Source organism: Halococcus agarilyticus, assembly GCF_000334895.1.
GTDB classification, from domain to species: Archaea; Halobacteriota; Halobacteria; order Halobacteriales; family Halococcaceae; genus Halococcus; species Halococcus agarilyticus.
In genome coordinates, this window is the sequence record NZ_BAFM01000010.1 from 57,911 (window position 1) to 78,637 (window position 20,727).

The window sequence follows — 20,727 nt, forward strand, 5'->3', positions numbered from 1 at the left end:
TACTCATTGTTTATCCGTCTCGAATTCGAAGCGTACCGATCGCACCGTCATCGGTGACGGTAACGAAGAATTCCTTCGAACCGCTGGCGTCCGCGAGAGCCAGTTGAATCACGTCCCGCTTTTTACACATGGCTTCGATACCTTCGAACGAGTCGATATGTGTGGTCCATCCCGACTCGATGTCGGCCACCGTTACCTGCTCTTTGAGTTCCGCAGTGAGCATCTCGTACACCGTCTGGAACTCCCCCTGGTCGAGCAAGTCGACGACGTCCGTGACGATGTCGTGTTCTCGCTCCGTGAGTTCCTGCTTTCGGTTGCGGAGTCTGCCGGTGATAGACGACACTTTGGATTTGCCCAGTAGCCCTACGTCACCGAGGGAGTCCAGCAAGCCCACGTCCTTGTCTTTAAAAATATACAGCCCCTTCGGATCCGCGTTGTCTGTGTAGAATATCTGAATTTTGAACGGCTCGTCGCCGAAATTTCCGTACGCCTCGACGGCCCGCTCTGACGAGTCCATATCGGTTTCGTCCGATAAGTCCGGGTCGACGACGATTTCGTCCACGCCTGCGAAGTGGCCGTGTACGTCTTCGGTCTTTTGCCATGCCGATGTAATCTGAGTCGCCGCCGCCTGGCCGAAACTTGTGATACTGTCGCGCGTTCCGGTGTCCAGAGACCCGATAATGTCCCTGGATTTCTTCTCCAGCAGTTCACCTGGTAACTCGTTCTCATTGTTTTCTGTCATTAATATACCTCTTATTAAATACAGATTTAAATTTTATTGTTATAAATATGGCCAAGAGCAAGACGAGCGGCCCACAGACGATTTTCGCCGCCCGTTTCGTAGATACATCCCAGGCGGCCGACCCCATCTTGATCCAGTTTACACCCGTCCAGACCACCGCTATGGGATAGAGGATATTCGTGAATCGCACGACGGTAAAGGACTGGATTATCGAGGAGCGCGCCTGAACGAGTTCTACGGACTCAGGGGCCGAGATCTGCGTGATAGCGAACAGCGTCGCGGCCGTCCCGAGGAGTGAACTGAGGACGTACGGTATCATCCCGACACCCGTCAACCAGACGGTCGCTCTCAAATCGACATCGATGAAGCTCAACGTCGCGATCACGTAGAACGCGACAGCCGTCCCGATCCAGACTGCAAGCGGTAACAGGACGGCAGTCACAGCCGAGATGAGATAGATATTCGTCGTCGAGCCGGGAAGGACGGGCGCTACCCACCTGACACTCGCTATCGCACTGACGAGGTTCGATACAGCAGCCAGTAGGACGATCGCCGCTGGCGTCCGAAGTTGATCCAGTTCCTGCCGGTCGACGATCTCTCGCAGATCGAACAGAAGATCGAGAACCAGGGGGACTGGGTTTTTATACTGTTTATTTGTCATTGTTGCGGTGTTCTTGCGGTTGTGGCCGAACATTGGGTGGTAGTCGACTCCGTGGTCAGGTTCTGACTTTGTCGTCGGTCCCAGTCACATCGATGTCATCGAGCTTTCGCATGATTTCGTCTTTGTTCTCGGCGAGCCGGGCGACGTTCTTTTCGGTACGATCGCTGAGGAACACGTCGCTTTTGATGAGTTCCGTCCGATTTTCGCGGACGTATTCGAGAAACTCGTCTCGGTAGTCACCCAGCAGATCGTGACAGGCGTGGCAGATGCCGGTGTACTCGACTGCCGGGTCGACGCCCATGCGATCGAGGAGCCGTTTCGGTCCGACCTCGTGTATGAGCCAGTAGACGAGATTGTCCTGCGAGTTCTGGATGATATTGACCAGCGAGTCCTCTTTCAGGTTCCCCATCGTGAGGTCGGGGCGATAGAACTGGGCGTGACCACAGCAGACTTTGACCGACCCGTCCGGGTGAATCGAAAAGGTGCTAACGACGTCGCGACACCCGACGTCGACGTCTTTGACTGCGGAGTACCTGCTGGGGTCCAGCTGGATGCCCGAACCCATCGGCGCGGCCGCGTCTTGGAGGGTGTGTAGCTTTCCGATTTCACCGACCGGGCGACCGACCCGTTCTTCGATGGCTGCTTCCATCCGCTCTAGGTCGTACTCGGGCTCCTCGCTACCGATGATACAGGCCAGCGCAACAGCGCTGAGTTCATCGTACTCCAGGGACGCCTCGATCATGTTCACGATGTTCTCGAAGTCCATGTACTCCGTGTGGAAATCGTCGTAGCTGGTGTTGATCTCGTCGAGGCCTGCGTCAACGAGGTCCTGGAGCATATCGTGGGTGTTATCCATATCGTGCGCCCACCAGGCGTTCGTGACGATTCGGGTGTTGAGACCCGCTTCGGAACATCGTTCGATTCCTTCGAGGAGCTTGTCCTTGTGAAGCGTACATTCACCGCCGGTGAAACACACCAGCTGGAGCGTGTCGAGGGTCTCAAGTTCGTCGAACACGTCCCCCCGCAAGTCGTCCGGCATTTCGAATTTCGTTTCCGGACTGCTCCCCACGCTACAGTGATCACAGGCGAAGTTACACTGATAGTCGAGAAACACCGAAACTGACGTTGGAATCATTACTGTTTTGATGTTGATTGGTATCGTTTGAATTGGATTCAGTTAGTGTGAACACCGAGTACCGCCTAGTAGTGCCCGGTCGTCACAGTCGTGTTCACAGCGGCTCCCACCGTCGCGGCGACGCCTGCGGCGGCGGCGGCGACCACGACCACGACAGCTGCGACACACGCTGCGACTGCGGAACATGCGATGTGGCCATCGACAACCGGCGTCTCGGCGTTGCTGGCTTCCGCCATCGAATCGATCTGGGAGTCGATCTCGATGAGCGCCTCGACATCGTCCTTGGACAACGTGTACTCGTTTGCCTCTTCGGCGAGCTCCTCAATGGAGACGCTGTCGATATCCTCGACGCCCTGCATGTTGAGAGCTTCCTCGAACTCCTTCGTGCAGAGGTCGGTATAGGAGTCGAGAACCTCGTCCGAGATGGTCTCCTCAGTCACGAGCTCGGAGATCTCCTCTTCGTCGAAGAGTCCACTAAAGTAAACGGAGGAACTCACGATTTCGGCCTTGAACGGGTCTATATCGGTCTTGAATTCCCCGTTGTGTGCGATGCTCTGCGAGTGATCTACATTTTCGGACCCAGTTACTGCCGTGGGCATATCCAGTTGAATGAAGAGGAATAATTAAATAGTTTTCGACCATATCGATAAATCGTAACATCGGTCTTACTGGCGAATCATATGATGGTCAACGATGAACAAGCAGTCAGCACAAGTCTTCCTGCCACCGCGTGAGCGATGCTTTGAGTGTCTCCGTCTCGCCCGGTTCGGCGAGACGGTGACATGTGTCCACTGCGAGAAAGACGCTGTCGTCAAGCGAGGGACGACCAGCAAAGATGCCCAGCAATACTGGTGTAAGGCGTGCGAGACCTACTTCAACGACCTCACTCACACGCTCTTCGGCCAGCATCGGTTCGCCCTAGAAGAGATGTTCTACATCGTCAAGGAAATGCGATCTAAGCCGACCACTCAAATCGCTCGGGACCTCGGTCGAGATTACGAGGCTGTCCTCAACTTCGTTCACACAGTCCAGGACGTGGGCGGTGATATCGATGAAATCGCCATAGCTTCCTTCGTCAGTGACTGGTGAAGTTCCGAGGTATCTCAAAACGTCACCTCCAGAAATACCCTGGCTTCCTCGAACTGAAGCTCAACTCACCGAACGACAGCTTCGAGAATTTGCTGTGGTACGATGTATTGGGATGAGCAATAGTTCGGTGAAACCATTCTAATAATTCGATTCGGCGGCCACGCCGACCCGGTGGAGGACAGATAGGCAACGCGACGGCCGTCTGCTGATTCACGATGTCCGAGCCCACCACCGATGCACAGAAGGGGAATCGAGAGGATGGACCGTTTGCTGACCACTCAAGCCGATCAGGTGCCTCGCTGACGGCCTACGGCGTTCCCGTGGGGGTGCCATAGGGATTAGCAGTGGTGTTCGGGGGTTCGTTCCAGAAATCGAGCTACCCGAGGGGCCACTCTCGATGGGATCTATGGGAATAACTGCTAATCCCTATAGCCGTGCGTCCCCGTGGTCGGTGTGGTCCCGCTGAGGGCATCTCGTCCCGTCTGTAGTGTGTGGTCGCAACTCTCCCGTATAGCTTTCCTCTCCGATGCAGGGTAGTCTTCGACAACATCTCTCACGTCGTCTAGCGTCGTTTTCACATCGCCCTGGATCGCTTCTACCGTGGTTCGAGTATCGTCGGTGAGTTCGAGGTTTGTCAGAAAGCACTCGTAGGTACTGTGTTCCAGTAACCCTCGCGCGACAACCCCGGCACCGATGCGTTCCGCAGTTTCGTTCCGCGTGCGGAGGTGGTCGTAGACCGCTCCCCCGGAAGAAGGATGGTATTCGCCCGACAGACAGGACCCGAACCGCTCCAGATGCTGCTGTTTTCTGTCCGCGAGAACAGCGAACAACTCCCGTGCTCGATCGTCGGGTTCGCTGAATGTCCACTGAGAGTACAGCGACTTCGCACCGTAGAGACCGTTACACGCCAATTCGATGGCTCCTCGCTCGTCGGATGGGGATTCGAGAAGTGCTAATAGCCACTGCTCCGAGTGATACAGGTCGAACGCCATCTCGTTAGCGGTCCGAATTTCGGTCAAATCCACAAGTAGATAGTATTAACATCATATAATATTATTTTGGCGATTTCTATGCTGGATCGAGCGGACACGGCACCACGTCGAAAGTCGCTCGCTCGCATCACTCTCGTTACGCGTCACAGCTGTAGAGCCAGTCGACGAGCTCCATTATCACCGCTTCAAACACAGATGTCGTATCCCCCGTCGCTGGGATAGTGTTCAGATACGCAGGGCTGTAACTCGCCTTGTGAACCCAGTTATGGATCGTCGACCGCGCACGAGTAACGCCGAATATTTCGAGAATCGATACGGTATTCGAAAGCGAAAGACCGGCGAGATGCAACTGAATTCCCAGCTTCAGCAACAGCCGTGGCGTTGCTTCTCGCTCCACAAACTCTACGTCGATTTCGCCCAAACAACCGCCGAGGCCGGTGGAATTTGGCATGAAGCACTGAAATCACTCCGCGCCCCACGTTTCAGCCGTATCTGAACACTATCGATTAAAACCCGTAAGCGAGAACTGTGGTCACGGAGTGAACCTGCCTCGGGGTCAAGCCCCGAGACTTCCCGCTTCGGCGTCGGAACTTGCACCCTCCGAAGAAGGCACAGTGGTTCCAGACTCCACGGGCGTTCTTCCACGTTGACGAGACGCTTCGCGTCTCGTTCGCACACCAGAACGCTTCGCGTTCTGGGGACGCTGGAAAGATTCGGAGCGTCCCGCCCCTATCTTTCGGGATGGGCGTTCCGGAACGCGCCACGCCGAACGCCGGGGGTTTGTTCAGCCTCCCGTACTTACGTTCTGGCGGGCCATGTGGCCTATCACGTCCGAACAGAGGTTCGGACGAATCATAAAGCTTACGCGATTCACCCTCGCGGTCAAGCCGCGAGGCATTCTCGCTGTCTTTTCTGTAGAGGTCGCCACAAGAAAAACGCAAATGTTGAAAATCACTCTCCTCGGTGATCGATAAGAGGCACTATTGACCGTAATCTCCGATTGCGATTACTGGGCAACCGGCGCGATCGCGTCCTCGACGGCCTGTTTGACTTGGAGCGCGGCGGTCGCGGCGAGCTGGTGGGCGACTTCGTCGCGATCTTCGTCGGGGATGCCGTCGACGAGCTCCTCGGCGTCGGGCGTGAAGCCCGCGCTCACGGCCGGGCCGACGGGCGGCTGGACCGCGATCGTTCCTTCGGGACCGTCGGAGCCGGCGACGATCTGTGCGCCGACGACGTACTCGTCGGGGAGGAACTCGCGGGTCCGGGCCGCAACCGTATCGAGTCCGGCGCGGAGCTCGCGACGCTCGTCGGCCGAGAGATCGGGGACGTCGGCGTCCGCGCGCTGGCCCGCGCCGATCGCGTCCGGCCGGCCCGCGTAGGGCGTGTTTCCGTTCATGAGAAGGACAGGAACGGTACGAGCGCCCCAGTCAAAAACCTCCCGCTACAGGATCGGCTCGCTCTCGCCGTAGACCGCGAGCACGATCGCCGTCACGAACCGTCCCGAACCGTTCTCGTCGGCTATCCTGTCGGCGGTTTCGATCACGATTGCCTCGTCGTCGAACGACCACTCGCGGAGATCCCGACCCGCCGCCAACCCCGCTGTGACCGTCTCACGGACGCTCGCCGGATCGACACCCGATGCCTCGTAGAAGATCCCGCGACCCGCCTCCGTGACCGACCAGCCGAGTCCGGCAGTGGCCACGGCCGCGTCCGCCGGCTCCACGTCGTCGGCCGCGGCGCTGCCCGTCACGCTGGCCGCTCCATCACCGGCGCGCGCTTCGACCGTGGCACGCGCCTCGACCACGGTGAGACGCTCACCGACCGGACCGAGATCGGACGCGGTATCGTGGCGTTCGATGTCGCTACCGGCGGGGATCATCGAGGAGACCGAGACGAGGTTGTAGTTGTGAACGCCCGCGTCGGCGAGCGCCGTGTCGTACGACGCCATCGCCGTCGGGCCCCGACCCGTGCCGGCGACGATTCTGATGGTGCTCATGGTCGGACGGAGTGGCGCGGGGGCGAGAAGGGTTGTGATTTCGGGACGGTGCTCTCGACTCGGCTCGGTCTGGCCGTTCTCCAGTCCGCTGTCAGTGGAACGCGATCGGCTCGGCCGCGGTGTCCTCGTCCGTGACCTTCTCTAGGGCCGCCTCGAAGTCGTCCATCTCGACCTCGGTGCGCTCCTCGCGGATCGCGAACATCCCGGCCTCGGTCGCGAGACTTTCGATCTCCGCGCCGCTTCGTCCCGCGGTCAGTTCGGCGAGTTCGGCGAAGTCGACGTCGTCGGCGAGGGTCGTCCCGCGGGTGTGGATCTGGAAGATCTGCTCGCGACCCTCCGCGTCGGGCTCGGGGACCTCGATGAGCCGGTCGAACCGCCCGGGGCGGAGGATGGCGGGATCGAGCATGTCGAAGCGGTTCGTCGCGGCGATGATCGAGACGTCGCCGCGCTCGTCGAACCCGTCCATCTCGTTCAGCAGCTGCATCATCGTGCGCTGGACCTCGGCGTCGCCCGACGTTTTGGAGTCGGTGCGTTTGGCGGCGACCGCGTCGAGCTCGTCGATGAAGATCACCGCGGGCTCGTGTTCGTTCGCGAGTTCGAACAGATCGCGAACGAGGCGCGCTCCCTCGCCGATGAACTTCCGGACGAGTTCGGAGCCCGCCATCTTGATGAACGTCGCGTCCGTTCCATTGGCGACTGCCTTCGCGAGCATCGTCTTGCCCGTTCCGGGCGGACCGTGGAGCAACACGCCCGTCGGCGGCTCGATCCCCACCGTATCGAACCGTTCGGGGTCGAGCAGCGGGAGCTCGACGGCCTCGCGCACCTCGCGGATCTGGTCGTCGATCCCGCCGATGTCGCCGTAGCTCACTTCCGGGCGGGTCTCGACCTGCATCGCCTGGGCGCGCGCGTCGGTCTCGCTTGAGAGGGTCTGCTGGACGCTGAAGGAGTCGTTGACGGCAACCCGATCGCCGTTGTCGACCTCCTCTTCGAGCGTCGGCGAGATCTCGGTCAGCACCTCCTGGTTGTTGCCGTGCTGGCGCACGATCGCGCCCTCGTCGGTCAGCTCCTCGACCGTGGCGACGTACAGCGAGGAAGTCTTGAGCGTCTCGTTCTCCCGCTGGAGCCGTCCCGCCTCGCTCTCGAGTTCCTCGTGGCGCGCCTCGGCCTCGTCGAGGCGTTCGGCGAGCTCGTCGTGGACCTGCGCGATCTCCGCCAGATGCTCGTCGAGCGCCGCCACCCGCTCGTCGTCCGAGAGCTCGGGGTCGAGATCGAGCCGGGGCCGGTCGGGGAGGGAGGGGCTGTGGGACATTCGGTGCCCGCTGGTAGGGGCCGTGTGTTAAAAGTCCCTTTGGGTTCGGGAGAATTATGGGGCTCAGGCGAGACGCTCGAACTCGGCGAGCGAAGCGTCGTAGGCTGCGAGCGCCGATTCGATCGGGTCGGCGGTCGTCATGTCGACGCCGGCCTCCCGGAGGAGATCGATCGGATAGCCGTGTGAACCCGATTCGAGGAACTCCCGGTAGGGCTTCGCGGCTGCCTCGCCCTCCTCCTGAATGCCCTCGGCGAGCGCGACCGCCGCCGAGATCCCGGTCGCGTACTGGTAGACGTAGAACGACCGATAGAAGTGGGGGATCCGCATCCACTCGCGGGCGATCCGGTCGTCGACCGCACTCGTCGCGTAGTACTCCTCCTTCAGCCCGCGATAGAGGTCGTCGAGTCGATCCGGCGTGAGCGCCTCGCCGTCCTCCACGAGCCGGTGGGTCTCCTTCTCGAACTCCGCGAACATCGTCTGGCGAAAGAGCGTCGACCGGAAGCGTTCGAGGTACTCGTTCAGCACGTGCCGGCGGAAGGTGTCGTCCTCGACGGTGTCGAGCAGGTGGTTCGTCAGGAGCGCCTCGTTGACCGTGGAGGCGACCTCGGCGACGAAAATCTCGTAGCCTCCATACACATAGGGCTGGGTCTCGCTGGCGAGCTGGGTGTGCAGCGAGTGGCCGAGTTCGTGGGCCAGCGTGTACATCGAGTCGATGTCGTCCTGGTAGTTCATCAGGATGTACGGCTGGGAGTCGTACGTGCCGCCGGAGTAGGCTCCCGACTGCTTGCCGACGCTCTCGTAGACGTCGACCCACCGGGAATCGAGCCCCTCCGCGAGCCGGTTCTGATAGTCGTCGCCGAGCGGCGCGACCGCCTCGATGACGTGTTCTTCGGCCTCCTCGTAGGGCACTTCGGGACTCTCGTCGTCGGCCAGCGGCATGTAAACGTCCCACATTTGAAGCTCGTCGACACCGAGCGCCTCTCCTTTGAGATCCGCGTGGCGCTGCAACAGATCGAGATTTTCATGTACTGTGTCGATCAGGGTGTCGTACACCGAGACCGGGATGTTCGCGCCGTCGAGCGACGCCTCGCGTGCGGTGTCGTAGTTGCGGGCCTCGGCGAGCTTGACGTCCGCTTTCACGCTGTTGTGGTGGGCCGTCCCCACTGCGTTGCGGACCCCGGTCCACTCGTCGTAGAACTGCTCGTAGACCTCCCGGCGGAAGTCGCGGTCGGGGCGTTTCTGGAGAGTGGTGAAGTTGCTCAGCGAGATCTCGACCGGCTCACCGTCTGCATCCTCGACCGCGGGGAAATCCATGTCGGCGTTCGTCAGGAGGCTGTAGACCTCGCTCGCCCCGCCCGTGACCTCGCTGAGATCCGCGAGGAGCTCCTCGATCTCGGCCGAGCGGGTATGGGGTTTCATCCGGAGCACGTCGTCGAAGTAGTGCTCGTAGGTCGCGAGTTCGGATTCTTCCTCGATCATCGCATCGAGCTCCTCGCGTGTGCAGTTCTGGAGTTCGGGTTCGATGAAACTCGCTGCGCTCCGTGCGTCGGTGGCAAGTGTACTCGCCCGCGAGGCGAGCGCCTGATAGTGCTGGTCGGCGGTGTCCTCGTCGCTGCGGAGCTTGGCGTAGGTGGCGACGTTCGCGACCTCGCGCATGAGCTCCTCGCGGGTTTCGAGGGTCGCGAGCAGGGTCGCGGCGCTCTCGGTCGTCCGGCCCTCGTAGGCCGCGAGATCGTCGAGGCGCGCCTCGATCGCGTCGAAGGCGTCCTCCCACGCCTCGTCCGAGGCGAAGAGGTCGTCGAGATCCCACGTGTACTCGGTCTCGATCTCGCCGCGTTCGGGAACCGAACTCATGGGCAAGCGTTGCGAGGGCACCGAAGTAAGCCTTCTCACACCGGAGCCGGTGGCGCAACAACGGCCGAAACGCTCCCCACGAAAGGCGGGCCGACGGAGCAGGGGTTCGGGGACCGAACGCGGCGATCGACGGCGTGTCTCGGTCGAGATCGCTCGCCAACCGTCAGCAATCATATGTGAACTATCGAATCCGAACCGCGCGGGACGACTGATACTGCGGATGGAGTGGGTCAGAGAAGCGTTCCGACGACCGCCGAGACGGTTTCGATGAACGACCCCCAGATCGAGACCCCCGTGAACACCGCGAGGAACGTATCGAGCGCGAAGAACGCGAACAGCGCCACGCCGAAGAGATGGGCCTTCCGGACGTCGATCCGATGGGCGAACCGATGGAAGAAGAAGGCGTTGGCGAGGCTCACGGGGATGATCGCGACCATCTCACCGACCCAGATGGCCGCGGTCGCGCCGTACTGGGCCGCGAGGCCGATCGTCACGAGCTGGGTCTTGTCACCGAACTCGCCGGCGGCCATCAGCAGGAAGATCGGGACGAACCCGCCCAGCGACTCCGAGAGGTCGTGCCCGAACACCGTCGGTGCGTCGATGCTCGGCGCAATGGCCGCGACGCCGCCGTCGGTCCGTCGAGCGACGCCCTCTGGACTATCCGCGTCGGGAATCGACCGATACAGCAACACGGCGAACAACAAGAACAGACACCCCGTCAGCACGTTGAGCACCGTCGGGGAAAGCGCGGTCTGTAGCGTCCGCCCGACGAGGATTTCGAGCGCGGTCCAGCCCGCGAACGCCAGGCCGGCGGCGCTCACGACGAGCCACGGCCGGAACTGCGTCGAGAGGCCGGCGATGATGTACTGCACCTTCTCGCCAGGCAACACCGCCAACTGGGCGACGAACGCGATCACCGCGATCTCCAGCCATCCCGTCACGTCCCACTCACCTCGATCGACGGCGGGCCGGTCGACCCGACTCGGCGGCCACGGATCGTCTCGGTGCCGCCGATCCGTTCGAGGGAGCGGATCGCTCCGAGACCGTCCTCCATCCCGTCGCTCGTCACACTCGAATTAGATAGCTCTAACCTTTTGTAGTTTGTCCACTAAATCGTCTCCCGCCCGACGATTGTTCGCTTCAGCAACCGATGCGCGGTCGCGACGTTCCGCGGCCGGGTTCGGAGCCGAACAGTGATCCCACTACGCAACAGCGTCGGTTCTTCGAGACCGATCCGTGATGAGGGTGGGGAACCCACTGACACCGCCGATCCGACCACGGAACGATTCACGGGGCAAACCCACCGATCCGGCTGGTTTCGACGAACTCGTCGTCGCTCGGCCGAACGGAGCAGCTGTGGGTGCGACTACTCGCCTGCGCCGATGACGTGGATCGCGTCGCTCGGCAGGGAGAGTCGGACCCGTTCGCCGTCAGCCAGTTCCAGGCGATCGTAGACGGGCGACGACAGCGTGACCCGAATCACGTCGTCGACACCCTCGGGAGCGACGTCGACGAGATAGCCGTCGCCCTCGAACACCACGCGTCGAACCCGTCCGAAGAGCGTGTTCCGTCGTTCCCGCACACCGCTCTCGACGACAGTGACGTACTCCGGCCGGATACAGAACTGGACCGTTTCGCCGATCTCGCACCCGTGATCGGGAGCGCCGAGTTCGAGGCCGCCCCATTCGAGGACGGGGCTGCCGTCCGCCTCGGCGACCCGTACCCGAAACAGGTTCGTGCTCCCGGTGAACGACGCGACGAACGGCGTCGCGGGGCGGGCGAACACCTCGCCTGGCGTGTCGCACTGCTGGATCCTCCCCTCGGCCATCACGGCGAGCCGGTCGCCGATCGCCGTGGCCTCGTGCTGGTCGTGGGTGACGTAGAGCACCGGGATCGAGAGCGACGCGAGGAGGGGCCGAAGCTCGTCCCGGAGCCGGCGCTTGATCGGCGCGTCGAGGTTGGCGAGCGGCTCGTCGAGCAGCAGTGCGTCGGGGTCGGCGGCGAGCGAGCGCGCGAGCGCGACGCGCTGGCGCTCGCCGCCCGACAGCGTCGCCGCCCGCTGGTCGAGCACGTCGGCGACCTCGAGCCTGGCGGCGAGCTCCTCGACGTTCCCCGCCGACGCCGCGGCGTACGCGACGTTCTCCCGGGCGGTCATGTGCGGGAAGAGCGCGCCGTCCTGAAAGACGAGCACCGTTCCGCGCTCCTCTGGCGGGCGACCCGCGAGATCCGCGCCGTTCAGCGTGACCGTTCCGGCGTCGGGCTCGACGACTCCCGCGACCGCCGAGAGGAGCGTCGTCTTTCCACACCCCGACGGGCCGAGCACCGAGAGCACCTCCGCGTCGACCGCGAGATCGATCGGTCCGAGCTCGAACGCGCCGTAGGACTTCTTCACCCCGTTGATCGTGAGCATCTCACTCCCACGGGTTCGACGCGACGGTGTTGAGCACCACGAGCGCGGCGATCGAGACGGCGACGAGTACGATCGCCACGGGGTAGGCGCTGTCGAGCCCCCCTTCGAGGAACGCGTCCCAGACCGCGACCGGCATCGTCTGTGGGTAGTACGCCACCATCACGGTCGCGCCGAACTCCCCCATCGCCCGCGCGAACGCGAGCGTCACGCCGGCGAGAACACCGGGCGCGGCGAGCGGGAGCGTCACCCGGCGCGCGGTCGTCCACCGTCCCTTCCCGAGCGACCGCGAGGCGTGTTCGAGGGTTCGATCGACGCCCTCGAAGGCCGCCTTGCCGGTGACGACCACGAACGGAGAAGCGACGAAGGTTTGGGCGAGCACCACCCCAGCGAGCGACCGCGTGAGCGGCATTCCCGCGGTGATGGCGAACGCACCGATCGGCGCGTTCGGCCCGACAACGGTGAGCAACACGATCCCGCTCACCGTCGGCGGCAACACCAGCGGCAGGATCACGACCGCGAGAACCCCACTCTTCCAGCGCGCCTCGCTCCGCGCGAGCCAGTACGCGAGCGGCAGCCCGAACACCGTGGCGAGGGTCGTGCTGATCGACGCCGACAGCAGCGAGGTGGTCGCCGCGCTCACGACCGCCGGGTCGGAAAGCGCGTCGAGGAGCGCCGTCTCGGGAACCGAGAGGAACAGCGACACCAGCGGCGCGAGGTAGTAGAGACACAGCACGCCGCCGAGCACCAGCGCCACCGTGAGCCAGTCGAAACCCCCGATCGCCGTGCGAGATCGATCGGAGCGCGTCGCCATCTCAGACCGGTCCCCTGTCGGCGACCGCCGACGATCGGTCCGCGAGACGACCGTTCTGCCGTGACGGCGACTGGCTCTCCTTTGCCCGGTCGGTCGTCCGTTTTACGCGCTGCGGGACGTTCCCATCGTAGGTCGGGAACCCCTCGCGGCGGACGAACCCGTGGTCGTCGAGATACGTTCCCGTACTCTGTGCGGCGAACACCGACAGCGCAGCGTCGCTCGTCCTGCGCACCGTCGAGCCGTAGCTGATTGGTCCGCCCGCGATCTCGTGGCCAGTCGGCAGCGAGTACGAAACGGTCGAGTACCACTCCTCCTCGTGGGCTGGCTCGCTGAGGTCGATCCGATCGGGCAGGGCCACGTACTCGTAGTCGCGCTCGACCGCCATGCTCCGGTAGGCGATCGCGGCGTCGATCGCGCCGGTCTCGAACCCGCTGATCAGCGCCGTCTCGGGGTAGATCTGGTTTCGCTTCAGGATCTTCCCCCCGAGGTTCGACGCGCCGTCGTAGTACCGCGAGGCGAGTTCGAGCACAAACAGCGCCCGATAGCCGAGCGGGTCGTGGTCCGGGTCGGTTCGTCCGAGCCTGACGTCGCCGTTCACGAGCGGCTCGTACCAGCGCTCTTTTCCTGCGTTGGCGAGACGTTTGCCGCCCTCCGTCTCCGGATTGTACGCGATCACGACGGCGTTGCTCGTAAACGTCGAATACCACGGCGGCGAGAGCGGTTCGTCGAACAGCGCCGTGTCGGCGACGCTCACGATGTCCGGGTCGCGCTTGCCCTCGTCGATCAGTCGGGCGACGGTCGCCGACCCGTGGGACTCGATCCGCACTGGGACATCGAGGGTAGGTTCGAGCCCGTTCGCCAGGGCGTTCTGGAGGCTCCCCGCCGCGAGGATCGTGACCGGCCCGGTGTCGCCATCGCCGTCGTCGCCGTCGACACCGCTCTCGCGGCCGCTGCCCACGCAGCCGGCCGCCCCTGCGAGCCCTACTGCTCCAACGCCCCCGAGGAACGCCCGCCGCGAACACGACCCCGGCGAGCGTTGTTCCGACGTGGACACAACACCGTTATTCGATCCGGACATAAAGCTCTTGCTCGCGGGTAGTAATGGATGGGTATGGACGCGGGATTCGAGGCGCGCCTCCGGGCCGACGGCGTGTCGTTCGAGGCGCGGGATGCGGCACTGTTGCGCGCCGTCGACGAGCATCACTCGCTCAACGCCGCTGCAGACGCGCTCGAACGGTCGTTCTCGCGGGCGCACGCCCGGATCACGGCCCTGGAGGAGGAGTTCGGCCCGCTCGTCGAGCGCCAGCGCGGCGGGGTCGGCGGCGGCGGCAGCGAACTCACCGACGACGCCCGCGACCTGCTCGCGCGGTTCGAACGTCTCCGAGCGGCGTACGCCGGTACCGCCAGCGTCGCGGAGACGGTTCTCGACGGGCGGATCACGGAACGCGACGGCGAGCTGGCGACCGTCGAGACCGCCGCCGGAACGGTGCGCGCGCTCGCCCCCGAGGCCGCAGAGCGGGTCGAAGTGACCCTCCGGGCCGACGCGGTCACGCTCCACGTACCCGACGACGTACCGGCGTCGGGCGAGATGAGCGCACGCAATCGGCTCCGTGGCGAAGCCGTCGATCTCGTCCCTGGCGAGACGATCGTTCGCGTCGGCGTCGACGTCGGTGCCGACGCCCCGCTCACGGTGCTCGTGACACACGACGCCCTCGGGGCGCTCGATCTCGCGGTCGGCGACCCGGTCGTGGCGTCGTTCAAGGCGACCGCGACACGCGCGACGGCTGCGGAACGCGCCGACGAGTAGCGTCTCTCGGCGATGGGACTTTTGTCCACCATCCCCCTGTGGCGTGCATGGACGACGCCGACCGCGCGCTGGGCCGCGCGTGGCGCGACGGGTATCCCTGGGAGTTCCTCACTCGACTGTGCGAGATCGACGACCGCCTCGGCGGCCACTCGGGCGAGCGCGAGGCCGCCGACCTCGTCGCCGCGGGTCTCGAACGCGCCGGAGCCGAGCCTTCGATCGAGACGTTCGGGATGCAGCGCTGGACGCGCGGCCGGACCGAGTTCGGTGTCAGCGTCCCCGCGGCGAACGATCTCGGTGGGGACGAACCGGTCGAGCGATCGTTCGAGGCGTTCGCGCTGCCGTACTCGCCGGGCGGCGACGTCCACGCACCCCTCGTCGACGTGGGTCACGGCACGCCCGACGAGATCGACGCCGCCGACGTCGCCGGGAGCGTGGCGCTCGCGAGCACCGACTCGCCGGCGGGCGAACGACGGGTCCACCGGATGGAGAAGCTCGGCCACGCCGCGGCCGCCGGCGCGGCGGCGTTCGTCTTCCACAACCACCGCCCTGGCCAGCTCCCGCCCACCGGAGCGCTCCGGTTCGATCACGCGGCCGCGATCCCCGGGATCGGCGTGAGCCACGAAACAGGTGAATGGCTCACGGAGTACGCCGACCGCGGCGCGGACGCAGCCATCTCCGTGGAGGCGACGACCGAGCGAGGCGAGAGCCGGAACGTCGTCGGCCGTCTGGGGCCCGACACCGACGAGGAGATCGTCCTGCTCGCTCACTACGACGCCCACGACGTCGCGGAGGGTGCGCTCGACAACGGCTGTGGGATCACGGTCGCGGTCGCCGCCGCCGGGATCCTCGCGGATCTCGATCTCGACTGCGGGGTTCGGGTGGCGGGGGTGAGCTGCGAAGAGCTCGGCCTGATGGGCAGTGCGGCGCTCGCGGAATCGCTCGATCTCGATCGCGTGCGGGCGGTCGTCAACGTCGACGGGGCCGGACGGTACCGCGATCTCCACGCGATCACCCATACCTCGGATGGGGTGGCGAGCGTGGCCGAGCGCGTGAGTGACGACACCGGGCAGCCGATCTCGGTGAGCGACCGTCCCCATCCCTACAGCGACCACTGGCCGTTCCTCCGCGAGGGGGTACCGGCGCTTCAGCTCCACAGTCACCGCGCGGACGAAAGCGGCCGCTGGGAGCGCGGCTGGACGCACACCCGAGCTGACACTCGCGACAAAGTCGACGTCCGGAACCTCCGCGAGCACGCGATGCTCGCCGCCCTCCTCGTCCACGAGATCACGACTACCGATCCCGGTTCCGTCGACACCGACGCCCTCCGCGAGCGACTCCGCGAGGACGGTGCGGAGCCGGGGATGCGCGCGGCGGGCGTCTGGCCCGACGACTGGGCGTGATCGGTGCTCGCCTCACCCGCGGAGCTTCTGGAGCGTGACCCATCCCGCCGCGAGGGCGGCGGCGAGCCCGATCGCGACGGCGACCGGCTGGCCCGAGCCACCCCACTCCCAGCCGAGAAACGTGGACCCGACAATGGCGACGATCATCACCGCAACCCCGACGACGGTGCCGATCGTCGACGTGTCGCGCTCGAACACTGACGACATAGCCGACAGTACGTGGTGACACGGGATAAACACGTGGACCGTTCGGCCACGGTTCGGGTGCGTGGCCCGCCGGGATCGTGACACCGTGGACGGAACCCACGGGATCGAGTGGAACCGGCCGGCCGTTTTTCGACCCTGTGTTCAGTCCCCAATGCCGTCTCGCACCGAGCCCGCGACCCGTCCGGCCGTCACGGCTGCGATCCGGCGCTGCTCGAAGACTTCGCGTGCGCTCGCGGCGGCCTCGGTGTCGACGCGGAAATCGAGGTCAGGATAGGCGACCTCGGTCAGCACGAGCGGCGCGGCGGGCGCGGGACCCACACCCTCGGGACCCGAAAGCGATGCAGGCGAGAGCACCCGATCGATCTTCGAGAGGGGTGCCACACCAGTCGCGATATTCTCGACGAGCGCGACGATCCGGCGGACGAGCTGGCGCGAGAAGCCGCCCGCCCGGAGCGTGAGAACGAGGAACTCCCCATCCGATTCGACCGCCGGAACGAGCGTGCGAACAGTTCCACCCTCGTCCGGCGTGAGGTTGTGAAAGTCGTGCTCGCCGGCGAGCATCGACAGCGCCTCGCGCGCGCGGTCGATGTCGACAGCGGGCGCGTGGAGGTGGTAGGTGTAGGTGCGGGCCGTGGCGTCATGGGTGGCGTGAAACCCCGCTGGTGCGTCTGCGGCCGCCCACGCCCGGATCGACGCCGGGAGCTCGCCGTTCAGCGCCGCCGGTGCCAGCCACTCTGGGGCCGCGAGCGCAATGGTTTGGGCGACCGCCGACACCCCACGATCGGTCCGGCCCGCGGCGGCGTAGCCGTGCGGCTTGTCGCCGGTCGCATCGAGCACGTCCAGCTCACGAAGCGCATCGAACAGGGCGTCCTCGACGGTCGGAACGTCGGGCTGGCGCTGGAAGCCGTGATACGGCTGGCCGTCGTAGGCCACCCGGAACGCGCGCAGCTCTCGACCGTCGTCGGCCATCAGGCGAGATCGTCGTCCGTCGGCCGCTCGCGCTCGCCGGGGAACCCCTCGACCGGCACCTGGGTCTGGTCGCCCGATTCCATGTCCTTCACCGTGACCTGGCCCTCCGCGAGGTCCTGCTCGCCCACGATCACCACGGTCTCGGCGTTGATCGAGTCGGCGTACTCCAGCTGCGCGCCGAAGCTTCGGCCGGCGACGTCGGTCTCGACGACGTGGCCCTGCGCCCGGAGATCGCGAACGACCCGGGCGGCCGTCGGGCGGGTATCGCCGACCTGGAGGACGTAGTAGTCGGTCGCGATCGTCTCCTCGGGCCAGACGCCCGCGCGCTGGCAGAGCAGCGCGAGCGGCGCGAGTCCCGGCGCGACGCCGACCGCGGGCATCGGCTGGCCGCCGAACCCCTCGATCAGGTCGTCGTACCGGCCGCCGCCGAACACCGACCGACTCACCTCGCCTGTGGAGTCGAAACACTCGAAGACGACTCCCGTGTAGTAATCCAGCCCGCGGGCGGTGTCGAGCGAGAGCGTGCAGTACTCGCGCGCGCCGAGGTCGTCGGCGGCGTCGAGCACGTTCCGAAGGTTCGTCACTGCACTTTCGACCTGTTCCGAGCCAGCGAACGCCACCAGCTCGTCGAGGTCGTCTTCAGGAGTGTCGAGCAAGCTGTCGAACTCCTCCGCCTGACCATCCGAGAGCCCGGCGTCCGTCAGGAGGCCGTGGTACTCGGCAGGTTCGAGCTTTGCGCGCTTGTCGACCGCCCGGATCGCGGCCCCGGTGTCGACCTCGCTTTCGAACGATGCGAGCAACCCACCGAGCACGTCGCGGTGGCTCACCCGGAAGTCGAAGTCCTCGCTCGTGAGCCCCAGTTCGGTGAGCGCGTCGGCGGCGTAGGCGAGCACCTCGGCGTCGGCCGCCGGCTCGGCCGACCCGAAGACGTCGACGTTGGTCTGGTAGAACTCGCGGAACCGGCCCTGTTGGACCTGCTCGTACCGCCAGAACGGCCGGGTCGAGAACCACTTGACGGGTTTCGAGAGCTCCTGCTGTTTTTCGACCACCATTCGGGCGACGGTGGGCGTGAGTTCGGGCGTCATCGCCACGTCGCGGCCGCCCTGGTCGGTGAAGGAGTAGAGCTCCTCGACGATCTCCGCGCCGCTCTTGTCGACGTACATCTCGGTGCGTTCGAGGGCGGGCGTCCCGACCTCGCGGAACCCGTAGCGTGTAGCGGTCGCTTCGAGCGTGTCGATGACGGTCCGCCGCGAACTCATCTCGCCCGGGTAGAAGTCGCGAAACCCCTTGGTGCGGTCGTACATACCGGCGAGTGGCGAGCCCGTGGTTGAAGCCTTTCGGTCCTTTCGGTGGTTCGCTTTTGGCGTGGTTCTATCGGCGCTTGATGTCGAAGCTCTGCTGGTCGGGCTTGAGTTCCTGGAGGAGCTGGCGCATCTGGTCCTCGTCGATCTTGTCGCCGAGCCGACCGCTCCGCGCGAGCGCGATCACCTGCTGTTCGACCTGCTCGCCGAAGTCGGGTTTCGACATCTTGACCGAGTTGAGCCGCTTGCGCGCGCCGTCGGTGAGATGCTGGCGGAGCTGGGCCTTCTTCTGGGCCTCGGCCTGTTCCTGCTGGGCCTGCATCGCCTCCTCGCGGTCGCCGCCCTCCCCGCCCTGCTGTTCTTGAAGCTGTTCGAGTTTCTCCTGGCGGAGCTCTTCGAGTTCGTCGTCGTCGGGTGAGCCGCTCATACGTCACAGTACGGCTACCCGAACAAAAACCCGGCGGACGCCGCAGCACGATTTCCGCTTTCCCGTCGCCCGTTCCGACCCAAATTCACGAATTCACGTGAATCCGTGAGTTTCACTCACCGATTCAGGGTGTGGATCGCCCTCCCCTGGGCGTTCTCGACGGCCTCCATCACAGCCTCGCCGAGCGTCGGGTGGGTGTGGATGGTCGCAGCCACGTCCTCTAAGGTCGCGCCCATCTCGATCGCCAATCCGAATTCGGCGATCATCTCGGAAGCCTCCGGCGCGACGATCTGCGCGCCGAGAACGAACCCCGCGTCGTCGTCGGCGACGACCCGGACGAACCCCTCGCTCTCGCCGAGCGTGAGCGCGCGGCCGCTCGCCTGCATCGGCATCTCGCCGACGACCGGCGAGAACCCGGCCTCTTCGGCCTCTGCCTCGGTCATTCCCACGGTGCCGATCTCGGGATCGGTGAAGACGGCGGCGGGCACGCTCTGATAATCGAGCGCGGCTGGTTCGCCCGCGATGACCTCGGTGGCGACCTCACCTTCTTTCATTCCCTTGTGCGCGAGCATCGGTTCGCCCGCGACGTCGCCGACCGCGAAGACGTGCTCGACGTCGGTTCGCGCGCGGTCGTCGGTGTCGAGGAACCCGCCCTCGCCTGGTTCGAGACCCAACGCATCGAGGTTCAGCGTGTCGGTCACGGGTTCGCGCCCGACCGCGACCAGCGCCTTCTCCGCACCGAACTCCGCGACCTCGCCGTCCTCGTCCTCCGTCATGACGGTGATCCCGTCGCCCGATTCCTCCCACTCGCTTGCGGACTCGCCGAAGTAGAAGTCGATCCCTAACTCTTCGGCCCGGCTCTTGACGACGCGCGCGACGTCGTCCTCGTAGGCCGGGAGCGCCGAGTCGAGCATCTCCACCACGGTGACGTCGGTGCCGAGTTTGGCGAACACGGTGGAGAGCTCCATCCCGATGTAGCCCGCGCCGACGACCACGAGGCTCTCGGGCACGGCGTCGAGCGCGAGCGCGTCGCGCGAGGAGATGACGTGCTCGCCGTCGAACCCGAAGTTCGGGACCTCGATCGGGCGCGAGCCGGTGGCGACGATGGCGTGTTCGAAATCGATGGATTCGGAACCCTGACCATCGCCGTCATGGGCGACCCGCACCGTGTTCTCGCCCGCGAACTCCGCGCGCCCCTCGACGAGGTTCACGCCGTTGGCCTTGCAGAGCTTCTCGACGCCGCCCGTGAGCTGGTCGACGATCTCGTCCTTCCAGCCCACCATCGCGCTCAGGTCCACGGCAGGATCGGCGTGGATGCCCATGTCCTCGGCGTGGCCCGCGTCGTGGGCGACGTCGGTCGCCGAGATCAGCGCCTTCGAGGGGATGCAGCCGTGGTTCAGGCAGGTGCCGCCGTAGGCGTCTTTCTCGACCAGCGTGACGTCGAGGTCCAGCTGGCCGGCGCGGATGGCGGCGACGTAGCCGCCAGGCCCCGCGCCGATGATCAGTACGTCGGTTCCGGTTGTCACGTCGCCAACGACCATGCACGGCAACACTCGCCGCCGCGTGAAAAACCAGGCGGGTTTCGCCCGCGGCCGACGCTTCTGCCTGCAAAAGCAA

21 protein-coding genes and 2 pseudogenes are annotated in these 20,727 nt (G+C 64.8%); 3 read left to right on the forward strand and 20 right to left on the reverse strand.

Features of this window, described 5'->3' with window-relative positions:
• Positions 1-10 precede the first annotated feature (10 nt).
• From TX76_RS09520 to TX76_RS09535, 4 genes are all read right to left on the reverse strand, one after another.
• On the reverse strand, positions 11-742 hold the full coding sequence (locus tag TX76_RS09520) for a hypothetical protein (protein WP_049902034.1): 732 nt from the start codon (positions 740-742) through the stop codon (positions 11-13).
• Positions 726-1,436: a YIP1 family protein gene (locus TX76_RS09525; protein ID WP_079890796.1), complete on the reverse strand. Its 711-nt coding sequence runs from the start codon at positions 1,434-1,436 to the stop codon at positions 726-728. The genes TX76_RS09520 and TX76_RS09525 overlap by 17 nt, the downstream gene beginning before the upstream one ends.
• 22 nt (positions 1,437-1,458) lie before the next feature.
• Positions 1,459-2,538 carry a radical SAM/SPASM domain-containing protein gene (locus TX76_RS09530; RefSeq protein WP_079890797.1) on the reverse strand — a complete coding sequence of 360 codons (1,080 nt, stop codon included), beginning with the start codon at positions 2,536-2,538 and terminating at the stop codon, positions 1,459-1,461.
• Between the two features lie 65 nt (positions 2,539-2,603).
• Positions 2,604-3,137 (reverse strand): hypothetical protein, encoded by a 534-nt coding sequence (locus tag TX76_RS09535; RefSeq protein WP_049902044.1) that lies wholly within the window; start codon positions 3,135-3,137, stop codon positions 2,604-2,606.
• A gap of 94 nt (positions 3,138-3,231) precedes the next feature.
• Here TX76_RS09535 and TX76_RS09540 point away from each other — a divergent pair.
• Positions 3,232-3,594 (forward strand): annotated as a pseudogene (locus TX76_RS09540) (transposase); the annotation flags it as partial.
• Positions 3,595-4,046: 452 nt separating this feature from the next.
• Here the strand turns inward: TX76_RS09540 and TX76_RS09545 are convergent.
• From TX76_RS09545 to TX76_RS09590, 11 genes and pseudogenes are all read right to left on the reverse strand, one after another.
• Positions 4,047-4,619, reverse strand: coding sequence for a hypothetical protein (locus TX76_RS09545; protein ID WP_049902045.1), 573 nt, complete (start codon positions 4,617-4,619; stop codon positions 4,047-4,049).
• A 235-nt stretch (positions 4,620-4,854) separates the two neighbouring features.
• Positions 4,855-5,070: pseudogene (locus tag TX76_RS09550) on the reverse strand (IS6 family transposase); the annotation flags it as partial.
• Between the two features lie 555 nt (positions 5,071-5,625).
• The gene (locus TX76_RS09555; RefSeq protein WP_049902047.1) at positions 5,626-6,015 is read right to left on the reverse strand and encodes a DUF5811 family protein; all 390 of its coding nucleotides are present in this window, start codon (positions 6,013-6,015) and stop codon (positions 5,626-5,628) included.
• A gap of 45 nt (positions 6,016-6,060) precedes the next feature.
• Positions 6,061-6,615, reverse strand: a complete 555-nt coding sequence (locus TX76_RS09560; protein WP_049902050.1) for a pyruvoyl-dependent arginine decarboxylase — start codon at positions 6,613-6,615, stop codon at positions 6,061-6,063.
• A 91-nt stretch (positions 6,616-6,706) separates the two neighbouring features.
• On the reverse strand, positions 6,707-7,924 hold the full coding sequence (pan2, locus tag TX76_RS09565) for a proteasome-activating nucleotidase Pan2 (RefSeq protein ID WP_049902052.1): 1,218 nt from the start codon (positions 7,922-7,924) through the stop codon (positions 6,707-6,709).
• Positions 7,925-7,987: 63 nt separating this feature from the next.
• Positions 7,988-9,778 (reverse strand): oligoendopeptidase F, encoded by a 1,791-nt coding sequence (pepF, locus tag TX76_RS09570; protein ID WP_049902054.1) that lies wholly within the window; start codon positions 9,776-9,778, stop codon positions 7,988-7,990.
• Positions 9,779-10,008: 230 nt separating this feature from the next.
• Positions 10,009-10,719: a TMEM165/GDT1 family protein gene (locus TX76_RS09575; RefSeq protein ID WP_049902057.1), complete on the reverse strand. Its 711-nt coding sequence runs from the start codon at positions 10,717-10,719 to the stop codon at positions 10,009-10,011.
• Positions 10,716-10,847 (reverse strand): hypothetical protein, encoded by a 132-nt coding sequence (locus tag TX76_RS18500; protein ID WP_267462363.1) that lies wholly within the window; start codon positions 10,845-10,847, stop codon positions 10,716-10,718. The genes TX76_RS09575 and TX76_RS18500 overlap by 4 nt, the downstream gene beginning before the upstream one ends.
• 297 nt (positions 10,848-11,144) lie before the next feature.
• Positions 11,145-12,188 carry an ABC transporter ATP-binding protein gene (locus TX76_RS09580; RefSeq protein ID WP_049902058.1) on the reverse strand — a complete coding sequence of 348 codons (1,044 nt, stop codon included), beginning with the start codon at positions 12,186-12,188 and terminating at the stop codon, positions 11,145-11,147.
• 1 nt (position 12,189) lies between these two features.
• Positions 12,190-12,999, reverse strand: a complete 810-nt coding sequence (locus TX76_RS09585; protein ID WP_049902061.1) for a molybdate ABC transporter permease subunit — start codon at positions 12,997-12,999, stop codon at positions 12,190-12,192.
• 1 nt (position 13,000) lies between these two features.
• Positions 13,001-14,077, reverse strand: coding sequence for an extracellular solute-binding protein (locus TX76_RS09590; RefSeq protein ID WP_079890798.1), 1,077 nt, complete (start codon positions 14,075-14,077; stop codon positions 13,001-13,003).
• 33 nt (positions 14,078-14,110) lie between these two features.
• Here TX76_RS09590 and TX76_RS09595 point away from each other — a divergent pair, with 33 nt between their 5' ends.
• Both TX76_RS09595 and TX76_RS09600 read left to right on the forward strand, forming a co-directional pair.
• Positions 14,111-14,806, forward strand: coding sequence for a TOBE domain-containing protein (locus TX76_RS09595; RefSeq protein WP_195156036.1), 696 nt, complete (start codon positions 14,111-14,113; stop codon positions 14,804-14,806).
• Positions 14,807-14,853: 47 nt separating this feature from the next.
• Positions 14,854-16,206 carry a M28 family metallopeptidase gene (locus tag TX76_RS09600; RefSeq protein WP_049902067.1) on the forward strand — a complete coding sequence of 451 codons (1,353 nt, stop codon included), beginning with the start codon at positions 14,854-14,856 and terminating at the stop codon, positions 16,204-16,206.
• A 12-nt stretch (positions 16,207-16,218) separates the two neighbouring features.
• Here the strand turns inward: TX76_RS09600 and TX76_RS09605 are convergent, their stop codons facing one another.
• The 5 genes from TX76_RS09605 to lpdA all read right to left on the reverse strand — a co-directional run bounded on the left by TX76_RS09605 (position 16,219) and on the right by lpdA (position 20,651).
• Entirely contained in the window at positions 16,219-16,413 is a 195-nt protein-coding gene (locus TX76_RS09605) for a hypothetical protein (RefSeq protein WP_049902069.1), read from the reverse strand.
• 141 nt (positions 16,414-16,554) lie between these two features.
• A complete protein-coding gene (gene truA / locus TX76_RS09610; RefSeq protein WP_049902072.1) occupies positions 16,555-17,382 on the reverse strand; it encodes a tRNA pseudouridine(38-40) synthase TruA in 828 nt (275 codons plus the stop codon).
• On the reverse strand, positions 17,382-18,686 hold the full coding sequence (gene hisS / locus TX76_RS09615; protein ID WP_049902076.1) for a histidine--tRNA ligase: 1,305 nt from the start codon (positions 18,684-18,686) through the stop codon (positions 17,382-17,384). Before hisS ends, truA begins: the two co-directional genes overlap by 1 nt.
• 67 nt (positions 18,687-18,753) lie before the next feature.
• A complete protein-coding gene (locus TX76_RS09620) occupies positions 18,754-19,110 on the reverse strand; it encodes a DNA-binding protein (protein ID WP_049902079.1) in 357 nt (118 codons plus the stop codon).
• 116 nt (positions 19,111-19,226) lie between these two features.
• A complete protein-coding gene (gene lpdA, locus TX76_RS09625; RefSeq protein ID WP_049902082.1) occupies positions 19,227-20,651 on the reverse strand; it encodes a dihydrolipoyl dehydrogenase in 1,425 nt (474 codons plus the stop codon).
• Positions 20,652-20,727: the final 76 nt, after the last annotated feature.

What these genes read in the sequence shown, in the direction of transcription:
- TX76_RS09600 (WP_049902067.1), top strand. Translation starts at nt 14,854, where the DNA reads ATGGACGACGCCGACCGCGCGCTGGGCCGCGCGTGGCGCGACGGGTAT.
- TX76_RS09520 (WP_049902034.1), bottom strand. Translation starts at nt 742, where the DNA reads ATGACAGAAAACAATGAGAACGAGTTACCAGGTGAACTGCTGGAGAAG.
- pepF (WP_049902054.1), bottom strand. Translation starts at nt 9,778, where the DNA reads ATGAGTTCGGTTCCCGAACGCGGCGAGATCGAGACCGAGTACACGTGG.
- TX76_RS09605 (WP_049902069.1), bottom strand. Translation starts at nt 16,413, where the DNA reads ATGTCGTCAGTGTTCGAGCGCGACACGTCGACGATCGGCACCGTCGTC.
- TX76_RS09555 (WP_049902047.1), bottom strand. Translation starts at nt 6,015, where the DNA reads ATGAACGGAAACACGCCCTACGCGGGCCGGCCGGACGCGATCGGCGCG.
- TX76_RS09535 (WP_049902044.1), bottom strand. Translation starts at nt 3,137, where the DNA reads ATGCCCACGGCAGTAACTGGGTCCGAAAATGTAGATCACTCGCAGAGC.
- TX76_RS09530 (WP_079890797.1), bottom strand. Translation starts at nt 2,538, where the DNA reads ATGATTCCAACGTCAGTTTCGGTGTTTCTCGACTATCAGTGTAACTTC.
- TX76_RS09585 (WP_049902061.1), bottom strand. Translation starts at nt 12,999, where the DNA reads ATGGCGACGCGCTCCGATCGATCTCGCACGGCGATCGGGGGTTTCGAC.
- TX76_RS09525 (WP_079890796.1), bottom strand. Translation starts at nt 1,436, where the DNA reads ATGTTCGGCCACAACCGCAAGAACACCGCAACAATGACAAATAAACAG.
- TX76_RS09560 (WP_049902050.1), bottom strand. Translation starts at nt 6,615, where the DNA reads ATGAGCACCATCAGAATCGTCGCCGGCACGGGTCGGGGCCCGACGGCG.
- TX76_RS09590 (WP_079890798.1), bottom strand. Translation starts at nt 14,077, where the DNA reads ATGTCCGGATCGAATAACGGTGTTGTGTCCACGTCGGAACAACGCTCG.
- truA (WP_049902072.1), bottom strand. Translation starts at nt 17,382, where the DNA reads ATGGCCGACGACGGTCGAGAGCTGCGCGCGTTCCGGGTGGCCTACGAC.
- lpdA (WP_049902082.1), bottom strand. Translation starts at nt 20,651, where the DNA reads ATGGTCGTTGGCGACGTGACAACCGGAACCGACGTACTGATCATCGGC.
- TX76_RS09620 (WP_049902079.1), bottom strand. Translation starts at nt 19,110, where the DNA reads ATGAGCGGCTCACCCGACGACGACGAACTCGAAGAGCTCCGCCAGGAG.
- TX76_RS09595 (WP_195156036.1), top strand. Translation starts at nt 14,111, where the DNA reads ATGGACGCGGGATTCGAGGCGCGCCTCCGGGCCGACGGCGTGTCGTTC.
- pan2 (WP_049902052.1), bottom strand. Translation starts at nt 7,924, where the DNA reads ATGTCCCACAGCCCCTCCCTCCCCGACCGGCCCCGGCTCGATCTCGAC.
- hisS (WP_049902076.1), bottom strand. Translation starts at nt 18,686, where the DNA reads ATGTACGACCGCACCAAGGGGTTTCGCGACTTCTACCCGGGCGAGATG.
- TX76_RS09580 (WP_049902058.1), bottom strand. Translation starts at nt 12,188, where the DNA reads ATGCTCACGATCAACGGGGTGAAGAAGTCCTACGGCGCGTTCGAGCTC.
- TX76_RS09545 (WP_049902045.1), bottom strand. Translation starts at nt 4,619, where the DNA reads ATGGCGTTCGACCTGTATCACTCGGAGCAGTGGCTATTAGCACTTCTC.